14 protein-coding genes and 1 riboswitch are annotated in these 13,896 nt (G+C 44.4%); of the genes, 2 read left to right on the forward strand and 12 right to left on the reverse strand.

Going from position 1 to position 13,896, the window contains the following annotated elements; translation table 11 throughout:
• Window positions 1–945: 945 nt before the first annotated feature.
• The 5 genes from EV213_RS14450 to EV213_RS14465 all read right to left on the reverse strand — a co-directional run bounded on the left by EV213_RS14450 (window position 946) and on the right by EV213_RS14465 (window position 5,014).
• Window positions 946–1,764, reverse strand: coding sequence for a D-alanyl-D-alanine carboxypeptidase family protein (locus EV213_RS14450; RefSeq protein ID WP_133581262.1), 819 nt, complete (start codon window positions 1,762–1,764; stop codon window positions 946–948).
• A gap of 256 nt (window positions 1,765–2,020) precedes the next feature.
• Entirely contained in the window at window positions 2,021–2,152 is a 132-nt protein-coding gene (locus tag EV213_RS21220; protein WP_279512766.1) for a hypothetical protein, read from the reverse strand.
• A 32-nt stretch (window positions 2,153–2,184) separates the two neighbouring features.
• Entirely contained in the window at window positions 2,185–3,444 is a 1,260-nt protein-coding gene (locus tag EV213_RS14455; protein WP_133581263.1) for an ABC transporter permease, read from the reverse strand.
• On the reverse strand, window positions 3,437–4,336 hold the full coding sequence (locus EV213_RS14460) for an ABC transporter ATP-binding protein (protein WP_133581264.1): 900 nt from the start codon (window positions 4,334–4,336) through the stop codon (window positions 3,437–3,439). Before EV213_RS14460 ends, EV213_RS14455 begins: the two co-directional genes overlap by 8 nt.
• A gap of 126 nt (window positions 4,337–4,462) precedes the next feature.
• Complete coding sequence (locus EV213_RS14465) at window positions 4,463–5,014, reverse strand: GNAT family N-acetyltransferase (RefSeq protein ID WP_166639331.1); 552 nt, start codon at window positions 5,012–5,014, stop codon at window positions 4,463–4,465.
• A gap of 130 nt (window positions 5,015–5,144) precedes the next feature.
• Window positions 5,145–5,247, forward strand: a riboswitch (TPP riboswitch).
• Window positions 5,248–5,330: 83 nt separating this feature from the next.
• On the opposite strand from EV213_RS14465, the gene thiD reads away from it, so the two are divergent.
• Both thiD and EV213_RS14475 read left to right on the forward strand, forming a co-directional pair.
• Window positions 5,331–6,143, forward strand: coding sequence for a bifunctional hydroxymethylpyrimidine kinase/phosphomethylpyrimidine kinase (gene thiD, locus EV213_RS14470; protein WP_133581266.1), 813 nt, complete (start codon window positions 5,331–5,333; stop codon window positions 6,141–6,143).
• 389 nt (window positions 6,144–6,532) lie between these two features.
• Window positions 6,533–7,078: a GNAT family N-acetyltransferase gene (locus EV213_RS14475; protein WP_166639332.1), complete on the forward strand. Its 546-nt coding sequence runs from the start codon at window positions 6,533–6,535 to the stop codon at window positions 7,076–7,078.
• Between the two features lie 15 nt (window positions 7,079–7,093).
• Here EV213_RS14475 and EV213_RS14480 read toward each other — a convergent pair whose 3' ends face one another.
• From EV213_RS14480 to EV213_RS14510, 7 genes are all read right to left on the reverse strand, one after another.
• Window positions 7,094–8,215, reverse strand: coding sequence for a sensor histidine kinase (locus tag EV213_RS14480; RefSeq protein ID WP_133581268.1), 1,122 nt, complete (start codon window positions 8,213–8,215; stop codon window positions 7,094–7,096).
• The gene (locus EV213_RS14485; RefSeq protein WP_133581269.1) at window positions 8,205–8,903 is read right to left on the reverse strand and encodes a response regulator transcription factor; all 699 of its coding nucleotides are present in this window, start codon (window positions 8,901–8,903) and stop codon (window positions 8,205–8,207) included. Before EV213_RS14485 ends, EV213_RS14480 begins: the two co-directional genes overlap by 11 nt.
• A 174-nt stretch (window positions 8,904–9,077) precedes the next feature.
• Window positions 9,078–9,854 carry a PepSY domain-containing protein gene (locus EV213_RS14490; RefSeq protein WP_133581270.1) on the reverse strand — a complete coding sequence of 259 codons (777 nt, stop codon included), beginning with the start codon at window positions 9,852–9,854 and terminating at the stop codon, window positions 9,078–9,080.
• Between the two features lie 370 nt (window positions 9,855–10,224).
• The gene (locus tag EV213_RS14495; protein ID WP_166639333.1) at window positions 10,225–11,037 is read right to left on the reverse strand and encodes a PepSY domain-containing protein; all 813 of its coding nucleotides are present in this window, start codon (window positions 11,035–11,037) and stop codon (window positions 10,225–10,227) included.
• A 68-nt stretch (window positions 11,038–11,105) separates the two neighbouring features.
• Window positions 11,106–12,452 carry a sensor histidine kinase gene (locus EV213_RS14500; RefSeq protein WP_133581272.1) on the reverse strand — a complete coding sequence of 449 codons (1,347 nt, stop codon included), beginning with the start codon at window positions 12,450–12,452 and terminating at the stop codon, window positions 11,106–11,108.
• The gene (locus EV213_RS14505; protein WP_133581273.1) at window positions 12,449–13,141 is read right to left on the reverse strand and encodes a response regulator transcription factor; all 693 of its coding nucleotides are present in this window, start codon (window positions 13,139–13,141) and stop codon (window positions 12,449–12,451) included. The genes EV213_RS14500 and EV213_RS14505 overlap by 4 nt, the downstream gene beginning before the upstream one ends.
• Window positions 13,142–13,434: 293 nt before the next feature.
• Window positions 13,435–13,746 carry an ArsR/SmtB family transcription factor gene (locus EV213_RS14510; RefSeq protein WP_133581274.1) on the reverse strand — a complete coding sequence of 104 codons (312 nt, stop codon included), beginning with the start codon at window positions 13,744–13,746 and terminating at the stop codon, window positions 13,435–13,437.
• Between the last annotated feature and the right edge of the window lie 150 nt (window positions 13,747–13,896).

Raw genomic sequence — 13,896 nt, forward strand, 5'->3', positions numbered from 1 at the left:
CAATCGTTTTAGCACCTCATCCATTATTCGAAAACAATTGATAACTCTTCTCAATCTTTCTCATTATACGATTGTCTCTTCTCCTTTACAACCTGCTTTTTAAACTTGGCAATGCCTCCAACTCAACTTTCGCTCCTTGAATGGGAGATATGGTATAGCTGGGTAAACCATCAATTTATTGTTGTGGTTGCTTTTTATACAAGCTGCCATACACTCGCTTTCCACGGGCGAACTGCGAGCCTCCTCGGCGCGTTGCGCACTGTGGGGTCTCGCTGGAGTCTCGCTAGTGGCCGCTTTTAATAATGGACTCATTTTATGATGTGACATGAATTAAAAAGGGAATCATTTAGCTATTTAAAGCATAGAGATCCGCTTAGTTACCTGAATGCGCTCTTTTTGAAAATACAGGATTGTGAGCATGGGTACCTTTATATTTACTGAATACAGGAGGCATTGTTTTGAGGAGATCAATTAATCTATCTCACCTTGCTCCACTCAAGCACAACCAGTATTGAAGGTGATTTTTGCTCATTGAAAGTTGTCTAAACTTAAGTCTCCCGCTTCATCAATACTGCACCAGGTGATACAGTTTCGCATGAATCAATACGCTTTTTTGTCTTCTTCGCAAAAGCAAAACCCCTTAAAACGCCTTTTTCTCCGTTATAAAAAAATTACGCAGCAACAAACGTCAGCGTAGTCAAAATACGTAGACTCCTGCGGGAACAGCGCGAGCTGAAGATCCCCTTGGAAAGCTTGCTTTCCGAGGAAGCTGAAGCCGTGCCCGCGGACAGCGAAGTGTTTTGACGAAGCGGTCGTGTTTTCATTACACCCTGAAGGGCAGTAGTGCACCATCGATTCAATAAGACCTTGCGCTGCAAAAGTTGAGCTTTCAACAAAAAAAAATCACAATAGACGATCAGCCCCATTGTGATTTTTTGTTGCGTGCTAAACGGCTTTTGCGCTCGTCCGTTTAAATCCCATATTTAAAAGTGTATGTGCATCTGACCAAATGTGATGGTCCTTTGATCCGAAAGCCGCGGCCAGAATTTGTTCATTGTTTCGACTCGCTGCACTTATCAAGCAGCGACCCGCTTTTTTTGTATAGCCCGTTTTAAATCCTTCTGCCCCTTGATAGAAAAAGGGGCTTTCCGGATGAATCAGTTCATTTCGATTGACGAAATGGAGACGAGGAGACGTCCACACTGGTCGACGTACCACATTGCATAGCACAAGGTTTTTTCGTGCTTCCTTTGTAATTTGCATCATGTCCTGCGCGGTCGTAAAGTGCCTGGTATCGTGCAGTCCATGTGGGTTGACGAATTGGGAGGACACCGCGCCCGCTCTTGAAGCAGCTTCGTTCATTGCCCATGTAAAATAACGAATCCCTGCATCATACGATATGTCTTTGCGTAGATCTCGACGTGCGACATGCATTGCTAACGCTCTAGCAGCATCGTTTCCAGAAGGGATCATCAACGCAGCGAGCAGCTCAGCAAACAAATAGGTATCTCCAGGGGTGAGCCCTGCAAGACTTTCTCCTTTCGTTTCCGCAAGCACCTCTTCCCCGACGGTGATTTTTTCGTTTAATTTACAAAGGGACGTGGCAGCAAGTCCTGTTAGTACCTTTGTCGCGCTGGCCGGGAATACACGCATCTGACTCTTTTTTTCGTAGAGCACTTGTCCGCTTTTTTCGTCTATTACGAGAGCACTCTTTGCGACAATGGTCGTGTCATTGGTCTGGTGTGGAAAAGTCGATCGTTTCATTTGATGGTCTCCTTCGTCTCTATAATGATTTTAGAATGTATCGTGTTCATTTGTCATGATGGGTTAGGTGTAATTCCAAGCGACCCATTGAATGTTTTTTTCTGCACAAACCCTCTGCCCTGCGTGGGGATTTAGCAGATGTCATTAAGACCTTCTATAATCACTATAGCCAAGAGACCTAAAAGCCCTACAAAAAAACCCTTAAGAAAACCTTAAGAGTTTTGAAGAAATCCTTTAGTTATATCTTCCAATCGTCTTAAGGCTGCGTTGTCAGTACGTAAATGAGAAAGCCGAGAATCCCTAAGATACTTACCGCACTTACAATTCCCATCCCAAACGCAAGCACCTTTACGACGAGTAACCAGCCTCTTTTTCCGCTGTGTGTCATTGCTACCGACTCCTTCCTTCTTGTCTGTCCGCCTATTGTTTACCCATTCGTAATGCCCTGCGAATATCTTTTAAAGCTCCGTTTCGGCTACCGTACATCATAACGCCACCACGATACACCTTTGCCCCAAACAATGCCAGCACAATGATTGAAGCCACGAGAAGTCCAACCGAGAGGCTAATTTCCCACAAAGGCACCTCCACAAGGCCTGTACGTAAAAACATTAAAATCGGTGCAAGCGGCGGAATGAACGACCCCCAAACAACAAGCGAGGATTCAGGGTTTTGCAGGCCAAACACCGCAATGATAAAGGCAATGATCAACAGATAATTGATTGGGCCAACGGCTTGGGAAACCTCTTCCAACCGCGCAACAAGGCAGCCTAGCATCGCTGCAAGTGTTGCGTAAAACAAATACCCGAGTAGAAAGAACAGCAACAAATACAACAGCGTGTCCACCGGTGGATGAGCAAGTCCGAGATCCGCAAGCATTCCTTGGGACTCGCCGGAATCGTTTCTAAACAGCATGCTCCCACCTGAGACAAGCCCGATCAATGCAAACTGAAACAACCCAAGCAATGCGACGCCCACAATTTTTGCAAACATTTGCGTCACTGGCGACACACTCGAAATCAGGATTTCCATCACTCGAGACGACTTCTCTGTCGCAACTTCCATCGCTATCATATTGCCGTACATAATCACCGTAAAATAGATAATAAATAGCAAAATGTAGACGAGCGATGTGGCTTGTGTACGTTCTTGGTCTGTTTGGCTGCTTTCATTTAAAGCAATAACATCAAACATCACTGGTTGCTCAATCGCCATCAGATCTTCAGCAGTTAAGCCCACTTGCTCCAGAGCTCCAGCCTCTTTTACCTGTTGGACAGCGTCTTTAATGCTTGTTGTTGTCTCATTTGATGTGTTCTGCTCCTGATAATACGTTGCGGCTGGCTCGTCACCTTCATAATATAGACGGAGTGCGCCTGCATATGTCCCATCCTTAATTGCCGCTTGAAGCGTATCATCGGACGTGTTCACGTGTTCAAGGATAATGGAGTTCTCCACGTCCTTCAGAGCATTTTGCACATCCCCAAAAAGGCGGTCTGAGTCGGTGGCCACTGCAATAGTCACTTCTTCAGAGTCGGCCTCATCGTCAAACAAAGAAATGAAAGAGTCAATGTTCATCACAGCCAGAACCAATAAAATCGTAATAAGTGTTGTGATAATATACGACTTTGTCATAGCGTGCTTAGTGAATGTATGACCAACAATGGTCCAAAACTTACTCATTCACAGCACCTACCTTCTCAATAAATATGTCGTTAAGAGTTGGTTCTTCCAACTCAAATTTTCGAACGAACCCACGATCGGACAAACACTGAAAAATGTCATGGGCGACATTTTCCTGAGCTATGCGAACCCTTGTCCCGTTTGGATGAATATCTACTTCTTCAACGCCTTCCATTTGCTCAAGGAAATCGAGAGCGTATGGGGCATCAATTCTGACATATTTTTTTGGATGCTGTGATTTAATCTCTTTAATGCCCCCAGACGCAACCGCTCGCCCCTGGTGCATAATGCAAATATGTTCACAAAGCTCTTCAACATGCTCCATCCGATGACTCGAAAACAAAAGCGTTGTCCCTTGGTTTTTCACATCAAGCACTGCTTTTTTAAGCATCTCGACGTTCACAGGGTCTAGACCACTAAACGGTTCATCAAGAATGACGAGCTCTAGTCGATGCAAAACAGAAGCGATGAACTGGATTTTCTGCTGGTTTCCCTTGGATAGTTCCTCGACCTTTTTCTTCGCATAATGGCCTATACCAAAGCGGTCTAGCCATTGATTCATTTCCTCTAGAACAGCTGCCTTACGCATGCCACGTAAACGCCCGAGATAGACAAGTTGCTGCTCAACAGTAAGCTTTGGGTAAAGCCCACGCTCTTCTGGCAAATACCCTACTCGTTCGCTCGAACGTTCATTTAATTGAATTCCGTCATACGTAATCTTTCCCGACGTCGGCTTCATAAGCCCTATGATCATTCGAAATGTTGTTGTCTTTCCTGCACCATTCGCGCCTAGAACGCCGTATATTTGACCTTTAGGTATAGTGAGGCTAAGGTGGTCTACAGCTGTATGTGACCCAAATGACTTTGTCACATCAGCAATCTCTAACGTCATTGAAAATCCTCCTTCAGTCCCCTCCACTTACATTCCTCTTTTATTATGCCACTCATTGGAGGTACAAAAAAGAGGTTTGAATTGCCAAGTTGTATCATTCTTGTTAACAAAAAAACAGCCCATGATTCACTCACAGGCTGCTTCTTTAGGTACTGGCATAATTTCTCTCACCATAAGCCAACAATTCTCCCAAATTCCCTCGTGCAGCTCATGCTGAGGGAGGTGTCGTGTTTTTTCAAATCCACATTTCGTGTAACAGGCGATCGCACGTTCATTTTTTTCTCGCGGATCAACGACAAAGCGACTTCGTGCGACATGTTGAGCCATGCGTTCAATCATAAAGGCATTAAATTCTTGTCCGATTCCTCGATTCCAATAGGATGGATCGCCAATAAATTGATCCATGCCGAACGTCGCCACTTCATCATTATAGCCATAACACGCTTGCGTTTCTTGATCAATTTCGTATACCTGACAGTAGCCGATCGGCCGATATCGATACACAATAATCAATCGTTCGACGTGGGCTTCGTTTCTAAAAAACCGGTGTTTCACCATTGACTCATCATGAGGACGGTCACGACCTTCATAAAATTCCAATAATTCTTCGTTCTGAAGCCACTTTGACATCAATGGGATATCCACTGTTTGAAGAGGTCGAACTGCTATATCATCCACAGGTTTCATCCTTTCTTTTTCTGTCAATATAGAATAATAGAATGCCGCATACACAGACGTTGTATGAATGAAGACAGTTTTTTAACTTCACAACCCCAGTTAAATACGATACGATGAGAAAAATACAATGTTGGACTGCTAGGGGAGCTCGTTGTGAGCTGAGAAAAGCACTGCTTTGACCCTTTGAACCTGATCTGGTTAACACCAGCGGAGGGAAGCTATCGGCCGATACGCATACAAATGCACCCATGCCGTCGTTTCTATTCCGGGATGGTTTTTTGTGACTCCTCAGCAGTTCGCTTTCTGGAGGATAAACATGACGATACCTATTGCATTGACGATTGCTGGCACGGACCCATCAGGAGGTGCTGGCATTCAAGCAGATTTAAAAACATTCCATGAGCTGCGTGTGTTTGGTACAAGTGCGATTACGGCAGTTGTCAGCCAAAACACTTGTGGCGTAAGATCCTTTGTCGATATTGATCCAGCACTTATAGAGGATCAGCTTCAAGCCGTCTTTGAAGATGTACCGCCAAACGCTGTCAAAACAGGCATGTTGTCCATTGTACCTGCCATTGAAATCACTGCAAAAATACTAAAACAACATGGCGTTTCCCGTTATGTCATGGATCCCGTAATGGTCGCCAAAAGTGGGCATTCTCTTCTCTCAAAGGAAGCTGTTCAAAGCTTAATTACGATGCTCTTGCCACTAACCTATGTGACAACACCAAATATCCCTGAGGCAGAGATTATGTCAAATATGCGTATTTCTTCTTTAGATGATATGAAAAAAGCTGCCCGTTACCTTGTTGATGATTGTGGAGCCTTTGCTTGCCTGTTAAAAGGGGGGCATATGTCTGATGAAAATGCAGTTGATGTACTCTACAGCGAAGGTGGGTTTGAAACGTTTTCAAGCCCACGTATTGCGACAAAGCACACGCACGGAACAGGTTGTACGCTATCGGCAGCAATCACAGCAGAATTAGCGAAAGGAAAATCGGTGCAGTCCTCTGTGGAGACTGCCAAAGCCTATATCTCAGCTGCCATTGAGGATAGCCTTCAGATTGGTCATGGAAATGGTCCAACCAATCACTGGGCGTTCAATGATCGTCTATCGAACCGTGCATAGGTATCGTCTCTTATTATAGAACAAATTACAATCGGAAGAATTTCCTTAGTCTATGATCGGTGTACGACTTTCGTCTCTGTTTTCAAGACGAATCAGCTTTCTAAGTTTGGTTCTTTCTTACCACTCTAATGGAAATAATGGTGTTTACGACCAGACCAATGATTCATTTTCAGTAAAATCACAATCTAAACATTTTGTTTTGAACACTGCTATGCTAACATAAATTAACAGCATGATGCTTGCAATCACCTGAGAACCACCCCCTTTTTAATGGCCCGTAACCTGAACAGGTTTACGGGATTTTTTATGCACTCAGGGGAACGAAGAAAGCGATCACGTTCATGAACATGATACAATTGCTAAAACATCATCATAAAGTGGGGAGCCTTATGGAAATACCGACGTTTGAGACAGAGAGATTGCTGATCCGTCCCTTAAAAGAAAGCGACGCAAACGCAATGTACCAAATTCTAAGCAACTATGACGTCACAAAGATGTATGGAATGGAACGTGTAACGACATTCGAAGAAGCTGTCCATCTTATACGCTCATTAGAGGACAGCTTTTATTATGGTTGGGGAATACGGTGGGCCATCGTCAAAAAGGCCAACGCTGTTTTTATCGGCACCGGGGGATTTCATGAATGGTCGTCCAGAAACAGCCGCGTTGAAATGGGGTATGAACTTAGCCCAGCTTTTTGGGGAGCCGGCTACGCTAAAGAAGCATTATCGGCCATGATCTCCTGGGGATTTGAGCATGGCTCATTGCTTCGTATCGGAGCAACAGTGATGCCGGAAAACAAGGCCTCGCTACGGTTGCTTAACAAGCTAAGCTTTCAACAAGAGGGCACTCTACGAGAATACATCTTACAAGACGGCGTGTTACGTGATGTCATTATGCACAGTCTACTAAAAAAGGATTGGCGGGGTGTATGAACTAGGGAATGCCCATTATGACGATTTAATCGGACCACTACGAGGGAGCTGTGGCAAGCGCACAATGAATGCGGTTCGCTCCTTCGTGCTCGTCACATGGATGTGCCCATTGTGCAAATCCAATATGCTTTTTGAAATCGCCAAACCAAGACCAGAGCCTTCATTGGACGTTGTACGTGATTTATCTACACGATAAAAACGGTCAAACAAATGTGGAAGATCATTTTCAGGAATAGGTTCACCATAATTGACGACAGCGACTTCTGCCATTTTAGACTCTTCTGAAAGCACTAAATCAATACGTTTCCCATCTGAACCGTACTTTGAAGCATTGCTAAGAAGGTTTTCGAACACGCGTACGAGCGTATCCCCATCTGCAGAAATATAGATCGGCTTTTCTGGAAGCTGTAAATTGACAGACACTCCTCGTTCCTTTAATGAAGCTTCATATTCGGAGCCAATTTGCCCGAGTAACGCACCAAGATCTAGCGGACGTTTATGAACACGGAGACCACCAAAACTGACACGTGTAAATTCAAACAAATCATTGACCATTCGATTTAATCGATGGGCTTTTTGATAAGCGATGTCCGTATAGTAGCGAAGCTCAACCTCATCCTTATAGCGGTTTTCATCAATAACACGAAGATATCCGATGATAGACGTTAGTGGTGTCCTAAGGTCATGGGAAACATTTGAAACAAGCTCATTTTTAGACTGCACAGCCGTCCTTTCCTCTTCGATGGCTTTTTCCAACCGCCCCGAAATGGCGTTGATCGAGGACTGCATTCTGCTCAGCTCTTCATTTTTTGAAGTTTTCAGCTGAACAGAAAAATCACCTCTCGCAATTTGCTCAACCCCAGAAATCGCCCTTTCAAGACCTCGAAACCACCGTCTCGTAAGGAGAAGGATGTAAATTGAAAACAGCAGCAACGTCAATATTCCTGCCCCAATGATGAGCATAAGCTCGGTAATTGACATTATCAGCCCTTCAATAAAGGATGGCAGGATGCCCACAGAATAAGTGATTACAGCAAAGAAATATAAACCAATTGTCGTCATCACAGACATAACGGCCGAAATGCCGATAATAATTAGAAGTTGATATTGCAACGGATGTCCAATGCTAAGCTTCAAACTTATACCCCACTCCCCAAATGGTATGAATGATTTTATACCCAAGCTTTCGTTCCAGTTTGTCTCTCAAATTACTAATGTGCACCATTACGGTGTTATTGGAGGAAAAATAGGTTTCTTTCCATACATACTCGAAAAGATCCTCTGCCGAGTACACGCGCCCAGCATTCGTCGCCATTAAATGCAAAATATCAAATTCTTTTGCGGTCAACGGGATCACTTCTCCTTCCACAGTCACTTGATGGCGAGCCTTATGAATAAGGATTGACCCACATTGGATTTCATCCTCTTTCTTTTCCTCTATCGGTGCTGCCGATGTCTTGAATGTGTATGATCGACGAAGCAACGATTTCACACGTGCCACGAGCTCCAAAGGATTAAAAGGCTTGATCATATAATCATCTGCGCCCGTCATCAAGCCCATAATTTTGTCCATATCCTCTGCTTTCGCGCTCACCATTAGAATCGGTAAGTCTTGTTTTTCGCGAACACGGCGGGTCACTTCTATTCCATCAAGCTTTGGCATCATTACATCAAGTACAATCAGATCAATGTTCACCTCATTAAGAAGGGCGAGTGCTTCCTCTCCGTTGTATGCCTTGCTCACTTCATATCCTTCATTTTGTAAATAGATTGCGATTAAATTAACAATATCAGGATCATCATCAACAATGAGCAAATGCCTCATCGGAACCCCTTCTTTCCTTCAGAAATGCAGCGCTTTAGCTGGCTTTACATTACCACAGTAAGTCGCCCTTTTACCACTCTTCGAACAATGGACGATCCAATACTCGTGTTCTTTACAAAAAAAAAGCAGGAGACCATCCGAAGATGATTCTCCCACTCGATATATACGCTTATTTTAGTCGTCTAACTCAACTTCAAGCACAGACCCACTGTTGGCATCAATTGTAACTTCAGCTTCGCCTGAATTTGTCTGAATTTCAAATTCATACTCATAACGTCCATCATCTTCGTCCAATGACGCTTCTACGATTGTGCCCGACGCTTGTTGAAGAGCAATTTTTTCCGCTTGCTCCATGCTTATTTTTACATTAGCGTTCGCTGGATTTAGATTCTCACGATCGTCGTCATCATCGTCATCTGCATGATTGGCAATAATGGAGCCATTTGTGCCATCCACATACACCGTGCGCTCACCATTATTTGTTTGCACCTCAACCTCGTAATACACGTGGTCGTTCTCTACTTCTACGTCTACATCTGTTACGTTTCCACCAGCCTCATTCACAGCTGCTTCTTTAGCTTGAGCCGCAGTGATAGCCAAAGACCCCTTTGTTACACCTGGCGCTCCATCAATGACGACTGCTCCGCTTTGCGCATGAACATACACATCTTCGTCATCGTTGTTATTGACTGAAACCTCAACCTCATAAACAAGTTCTCCGTTGGTTTTATTCAGTTCAATTTCAGTAACTGTGCCATCTACCTCTTTTAATGCGATCGCTTTTGCTTGCTCGACAGACACCTTTGCATCTGTTGCCTCTTGTTTCGTCACATCGTCTTCCAATTCAAGCTGTACCGTCCGATTGGCTTCATTGGCCAAGGCATGGCTTCCAAATCCAAGTCCACCAAGTGCTAATGTTCCTGCAAGTGCAATACTGATTTTCTTGTTCATTTTTATTCATCTCCAATTTTAGATTATTTATTGTTTCAACTTCTACAGTTACTATAGCCAATGAAAATGAGAATGAAGGGAGAGTAAAATGAGAATTTCATGAGAAACATCCGGACCTTACCCAAAAGTCGGGGTTGACTTGGGCAACATTCGTACATTTCGCAACAATTAAAGCCTGTGTTAAACCTTTATATCTGCCTTTCCTAGCAATTAAGTGTTGTCACAAAGCAAACCTGTTGTGGTACAAGCGATTCAGAAGGTGCAAAAAGGAACATTCTAAAAACCAGCGGTCACTAGCGAGACTCCTGGGCGAAAAGCGAACAATTGAAAAAGACCGAGACACTTTTCCTTGTCTCGATCTCTCATAAAATTAATCGTCCCATGTAACGGAAAGCACTTCTCCAGATTGAGCTTGAATAATTACTTCAATCTCTTGATCGCCATTTTCTATTTCAATTTCATATTCCATGCCATCTTCTTCATCATTGTCAAGCTCGACGCTTTCGATTTTACCGCCCCCAGCAGCATTAAGTGCTAGTGCTTCTGCTTCCTCCTTTGAGATAGCCGTCGTCACTCCAGAATTTGGTGCTTGCTCTTTCTCTGGAGTTGGCTCTTTTTCCGATACTGGTTCTTTTTCCGGTGCTGGTTCGTTATCTGTTGCCGGCGCTTCCTCCGAAGTTGGCTGTGCCGCATCGTTCTCTTGCTGCTGAGTCTGCTTCCGATCGATCACATCGCCGTTTGCCCGTGAAATCACGTACACCAATTCTTTATTTTCCTGCTTTACAGTGACTTCATAGGCCTCTTGTCCTTCCACAGACAACGATTTGGCTTGTGCCACATTCCCGCTACCAGCTTCAGTAAGAGCCTTTGCTTCTGCTTCTTCTTGGGTCATTTCAGTTTCCGTTCCTTTGGTTGTTGCCAGTTGCTTTATACGTTTGATCTTGCCATCATTTTCGTTGACTTGAATTTGGTAGGTGCCTTTATCATTTGTAAGAACAATGACATAGGTATCGTCAATCCGTTCGGTCTCGATGATATCACCTGTGTAAAAGGATTGCACACTTGCGACAATCTCAGCCTCTGATAAGGATGTCTGCTGCCTGCTGGCCATGAGTTGCTGAATGCCAATCCCACCAACAAGCACAATAACGCCTAACGTGAGCCAGATCCACTTTTTATTCATTTGATCACTCCATCTTGCTTTCTTATCCATAGCTTACCTCAGGAAGATGAGAATTTGCTGAGAGAGCCTTACTCTGTTGGTAGCCAAATTGTAAATGTCGTCCCTTCTCCTTGAGTAGATTGCACATCAATATGGCCACCATGTGCAGCAATAATTCTTTGGGCAATGGAAAGCCCCAGACCTGTGCCGCCTGTTTTACGGCTCCTCGCTTTGTCCACACGATAAAACCGTTCAAACACGTGGGCAATATCCTCGTCGGGGATGCCAACCCCGTGATCATTAATGGCAATTCCTAAATGGGAGTTCGTTTCACTCAAAGCAACCTCTATCTTTGTATCGCTAAATTTGATGGCGTTATCCAAAAGGATAAACAGCACTTGTTTTAGTTTGCTTGCGTCAGCTAGAACAGTCACCTCAGGCGGTGTTGCCTGCCACTCGATGGAGCGTTCGTACGCCCTCCGCATCGTTTTCATCGACTCTTCAATAAGGTCAGCTGCTTGAAACGACGCTTTATCCAAACGCTGATTGCCGTCGCTGGCCAACTCCAGCATTTGCTGCGTCATTTCGCGCATACGCAATGCTTCTGCATAAATGGCATCAACACTTTCTTCAAGCACTTCAGGTTTCTTCATCCCCCATCGTTTCAGCAATGTTGCGTAGCTCTCTATGGCGGTTAAAGGGGTTTTCAACTCATGAGATGCATCCGATACAAATTGTTCCTGCTTGTAATAATTTTCTTCCAACATCGTCATCATATGGTTAAAGGTGATCCCCAGCTGATAAAGTTCATCCTTTGATTTGCCTTCTAGATGCAGCCGCTGGAACTGCCCTTCGTGTTGAATGTTTTCCATCGTTCGCGTAAAGGAATGAATCGGTTTTAAAATTAAATCACCGAGCAACTTCCCAGCAATCACACTTGGCACAAGCACGGCAAAGCCGGCAATCCAGAGCACGAGGCGCAAAATATCAAGCAGCGCAAATGTGTCGCTCACATTTTCTGTGACTTCAAGCGTTGCAATCGCACCACTGTCCGTAAGAATAGGGAAGGTCGACGTCAAATACGTCTCACCTTCTAAACGACGAATAACCGTTCGTTGTTCTGTTGCATACAAAAGGGGGAGATCGGCAATGGTGCGATCCTTTGTCACAACAAGTGGTCCGCCGTCCTGTTCTCCTTCAATCACGCGAATCATCCCATCAGCAGGCAAATAAGCTGGTAAAAGCTGACGTGGCGGGACTGTCCCGCTAGACGTTTGTAGCGCTTCGGCAACCTGCTCGGTTTGCTGTGCTACACGATCTTCTTCCCGCTCTGTAAGTTCATTTTCAAATAGGGTGTAAATTGATAAACACACCACGAGCATCACAACAACTAACCATACCGTTGAAAACAGGTAGATTTTCCAACGCATTTTCATGGCCGAATCACATACCCTACGCCCCGAACAGTTTGAATTAATGCCTTTTCAAACGGATAGTCGACTTTTTTGCGAACATACCGTACATACACATCAACGACATTGGTGTCGCCGAAATAATCGTACCCCCACACCCGATCGAGAATCTGCTCTCTTGTGAGCACCTGTCCCTGATGATCCATGAGGTACACAAGCAGATCAAACTCTCTCGGTGTCAGCTCAATGGATTTGCCTGCTCTTATCACTTCTCTCGTGTTGGCGTTGACTTGAAGGTCCTGTACCTTCCATTCGTTTTCATTTTGCACTGGATCCTTACTGCTTCCATTTAACCGCAAAACAGCACGAATGCGAGCGAGCAGCTCTTCTATTTGAAATGGCTTTGTGACATAATCGTTTGCCCCAAGATCAAGCCCAGCTACCTTATCTGATACAGCATCTCGGGCGGTAAGCATAATGACTGGCGTTTCATCCCCTTTTGTACGGATGCGCTGTAAAATATCTGTACCGCTCATTTCCGGTAGCATCACATCTAACAGGACGAGATCCCAGCTCTGTTCACGGTATTTGGCCAAGCCTTCAGATCCCGTATGCGCGGTGTCTGCCTCGTACCCCTCATAGTCAAGCTCCAGCTTTAATACGCGGGCAATATTTTCTTCGTCCTCTATTATTAACACACGTTTCTGACTCATGACGACACCCCTGTGATTGTTTGACCATAGCATACCCACCATTTCAGACAGTAGCAAGCTTTTGTAGTCATTTCAATTCCTCCGGTGGATCGCATTTTACTCAAGGCACAGTTGTTTGATGACGAGGACGTTACGAATTCATCGAATAGCTCTCTTGATGCTAACGTGCAAAGAACAGCAAAGAAAAACATTCCTTTTCACTTGCCGCTTTGTGTTGCCTGAACAAAACGGAAGGTGAAAAGAAATGCTTGAATTGAGAGCAAACTGCATATACTATCTACACAGCTACTTTATCATTGTGCGATGCGAAAGCTTTCGGCGACTTCCTCTGAGAGAAGCTCACGCAGACGTTCCTCACGTACAGTATAATAACTCCATGTTCCACGGCTTTCCTTTTGGATAAACCCTGCACGCAATAATATTTTCAGATGGTAGGAAAGCTTTGATTGCGGCATATCCATATACTCCATTAAATCACATACACAGGAGGCACCATGCTTCGTCAGGAGCTTCAATACTTCAAGGCGTTTTTGATCAGCCAGAGCTTTGAATGGGCTTTCAAAATCGGTTAGTTTGGCATTTCTTTGCAGTGTGGGAGCGGACATTACGCTTCTGCTGCTTCCGAAGATTAAGACGATGGGCACACTGAAAAGCAATGCGTTCCTATGTGACGCATGTCTTTTGCAACTCTTGTGCCATCAAGCATCTAACATCTGTTGCAGCAGGTTCACCTCGTTTCGAAGAGTAGTTTTAAA

It is taken from the genome of Aureibacillus halotolerans, from assembly GCF_004363045.1.
Lineage (GTDB): Bacteria > Bacillota > Bacilli > Bacillales > DSM-28697 > Aureibacillus > Aureibacillus halotolerans.

What these genes read in the sequence shown, in the direction of transcription:
- thiD (WP_133581266.1), top strand. Translation starts at nt 5,331, where the DNA reads ATGACGATACCTATTGCATTGACGATTGCTGGCACGGACCCATCAGGA.
- EV213_RS14500 (WP_133581272.1), bottom strand. Translation starts at nt 12,452, where the DNA reads ATGAAAATGCGTTGGAAAATCTACCTGTTTTCAACGGTATGGTTAGTT.
- EV213_RS14460 (WP_133581264.1), bottom strand. Translation starts at nt 4,336, where the DNA reads ATGACGTTAGAGATTGCTGATGTGACAAAGTCATTTGGGTCACATACA.
- EV213_RS14475 (WP_166639332.1), top strand. Translation starts at nt 6,533, where the DNA reads ATGGAAATACCGACGTTTGAGACAGAGAGATTGCTGATCCGTCCCTTA.
- EV213_RS21220 (WP_279512766.1), bottom strand. Translation starts at nt 2,152, where the DNA reads ATGACACACAGCGGAAAAAGAGGCTGGTTACTCGTCGTAAAGGTGCTT.
- EV213_RS14455 (WP_133581263.1), bottom strand. Translation starts at nt 3,444, where the DNA reads ATGAGTAAGTTTTGGACCATTGTTGGTCATACATTCACTAAGCACGCT.
- EV213_RS14450 (WP_133581262.1), bottom strand. Translation starts at nt 1,764, where the DNA reads ATGAAACGATCGACTTTTCCACACCAGACCAATGACACGACCATTGTC.
- EV213_RS14490 (WP_133581270.1), bottom strand. Translation starts at nt 9,854, where the DNA reads ATGAACAAGAAAATCAGTATTGCACTTGCAGGAACATTAGCACTTGGT.
- EV213_RS14510 (WP_133581274.1), bottom strand. Translation starts at nt 13,746, where the DNA reads ATGTCCGCTCCCACACTGCAAAGAAATGCCAAACTAACCGATTTTGAA.
- EV213_RS14495 (WP_166639333.1), bottom strand. Translation starts at nt 11,037, where the DNA reads ATGAATAAAAAGTGGATCTGGCTCACGTTAGGCGTTATTGTGCTTGTT.
- EV213_RS14505 (WP_133581273.1), bottom strand. Translation starts at nt 13,141, where the DNA reads ATGAGTCAGAAACGTGTGTTAATAATAGAGGACGAAGAAAATATTGCC.
- EV213_RS14485 (WP_133581269.1), bottom strand. Translation starts at nt 8,903, where the DNA reads ATGAGGCATTTGCTCATTGTTGATGATGATCCTGATATTGTTAATTTA.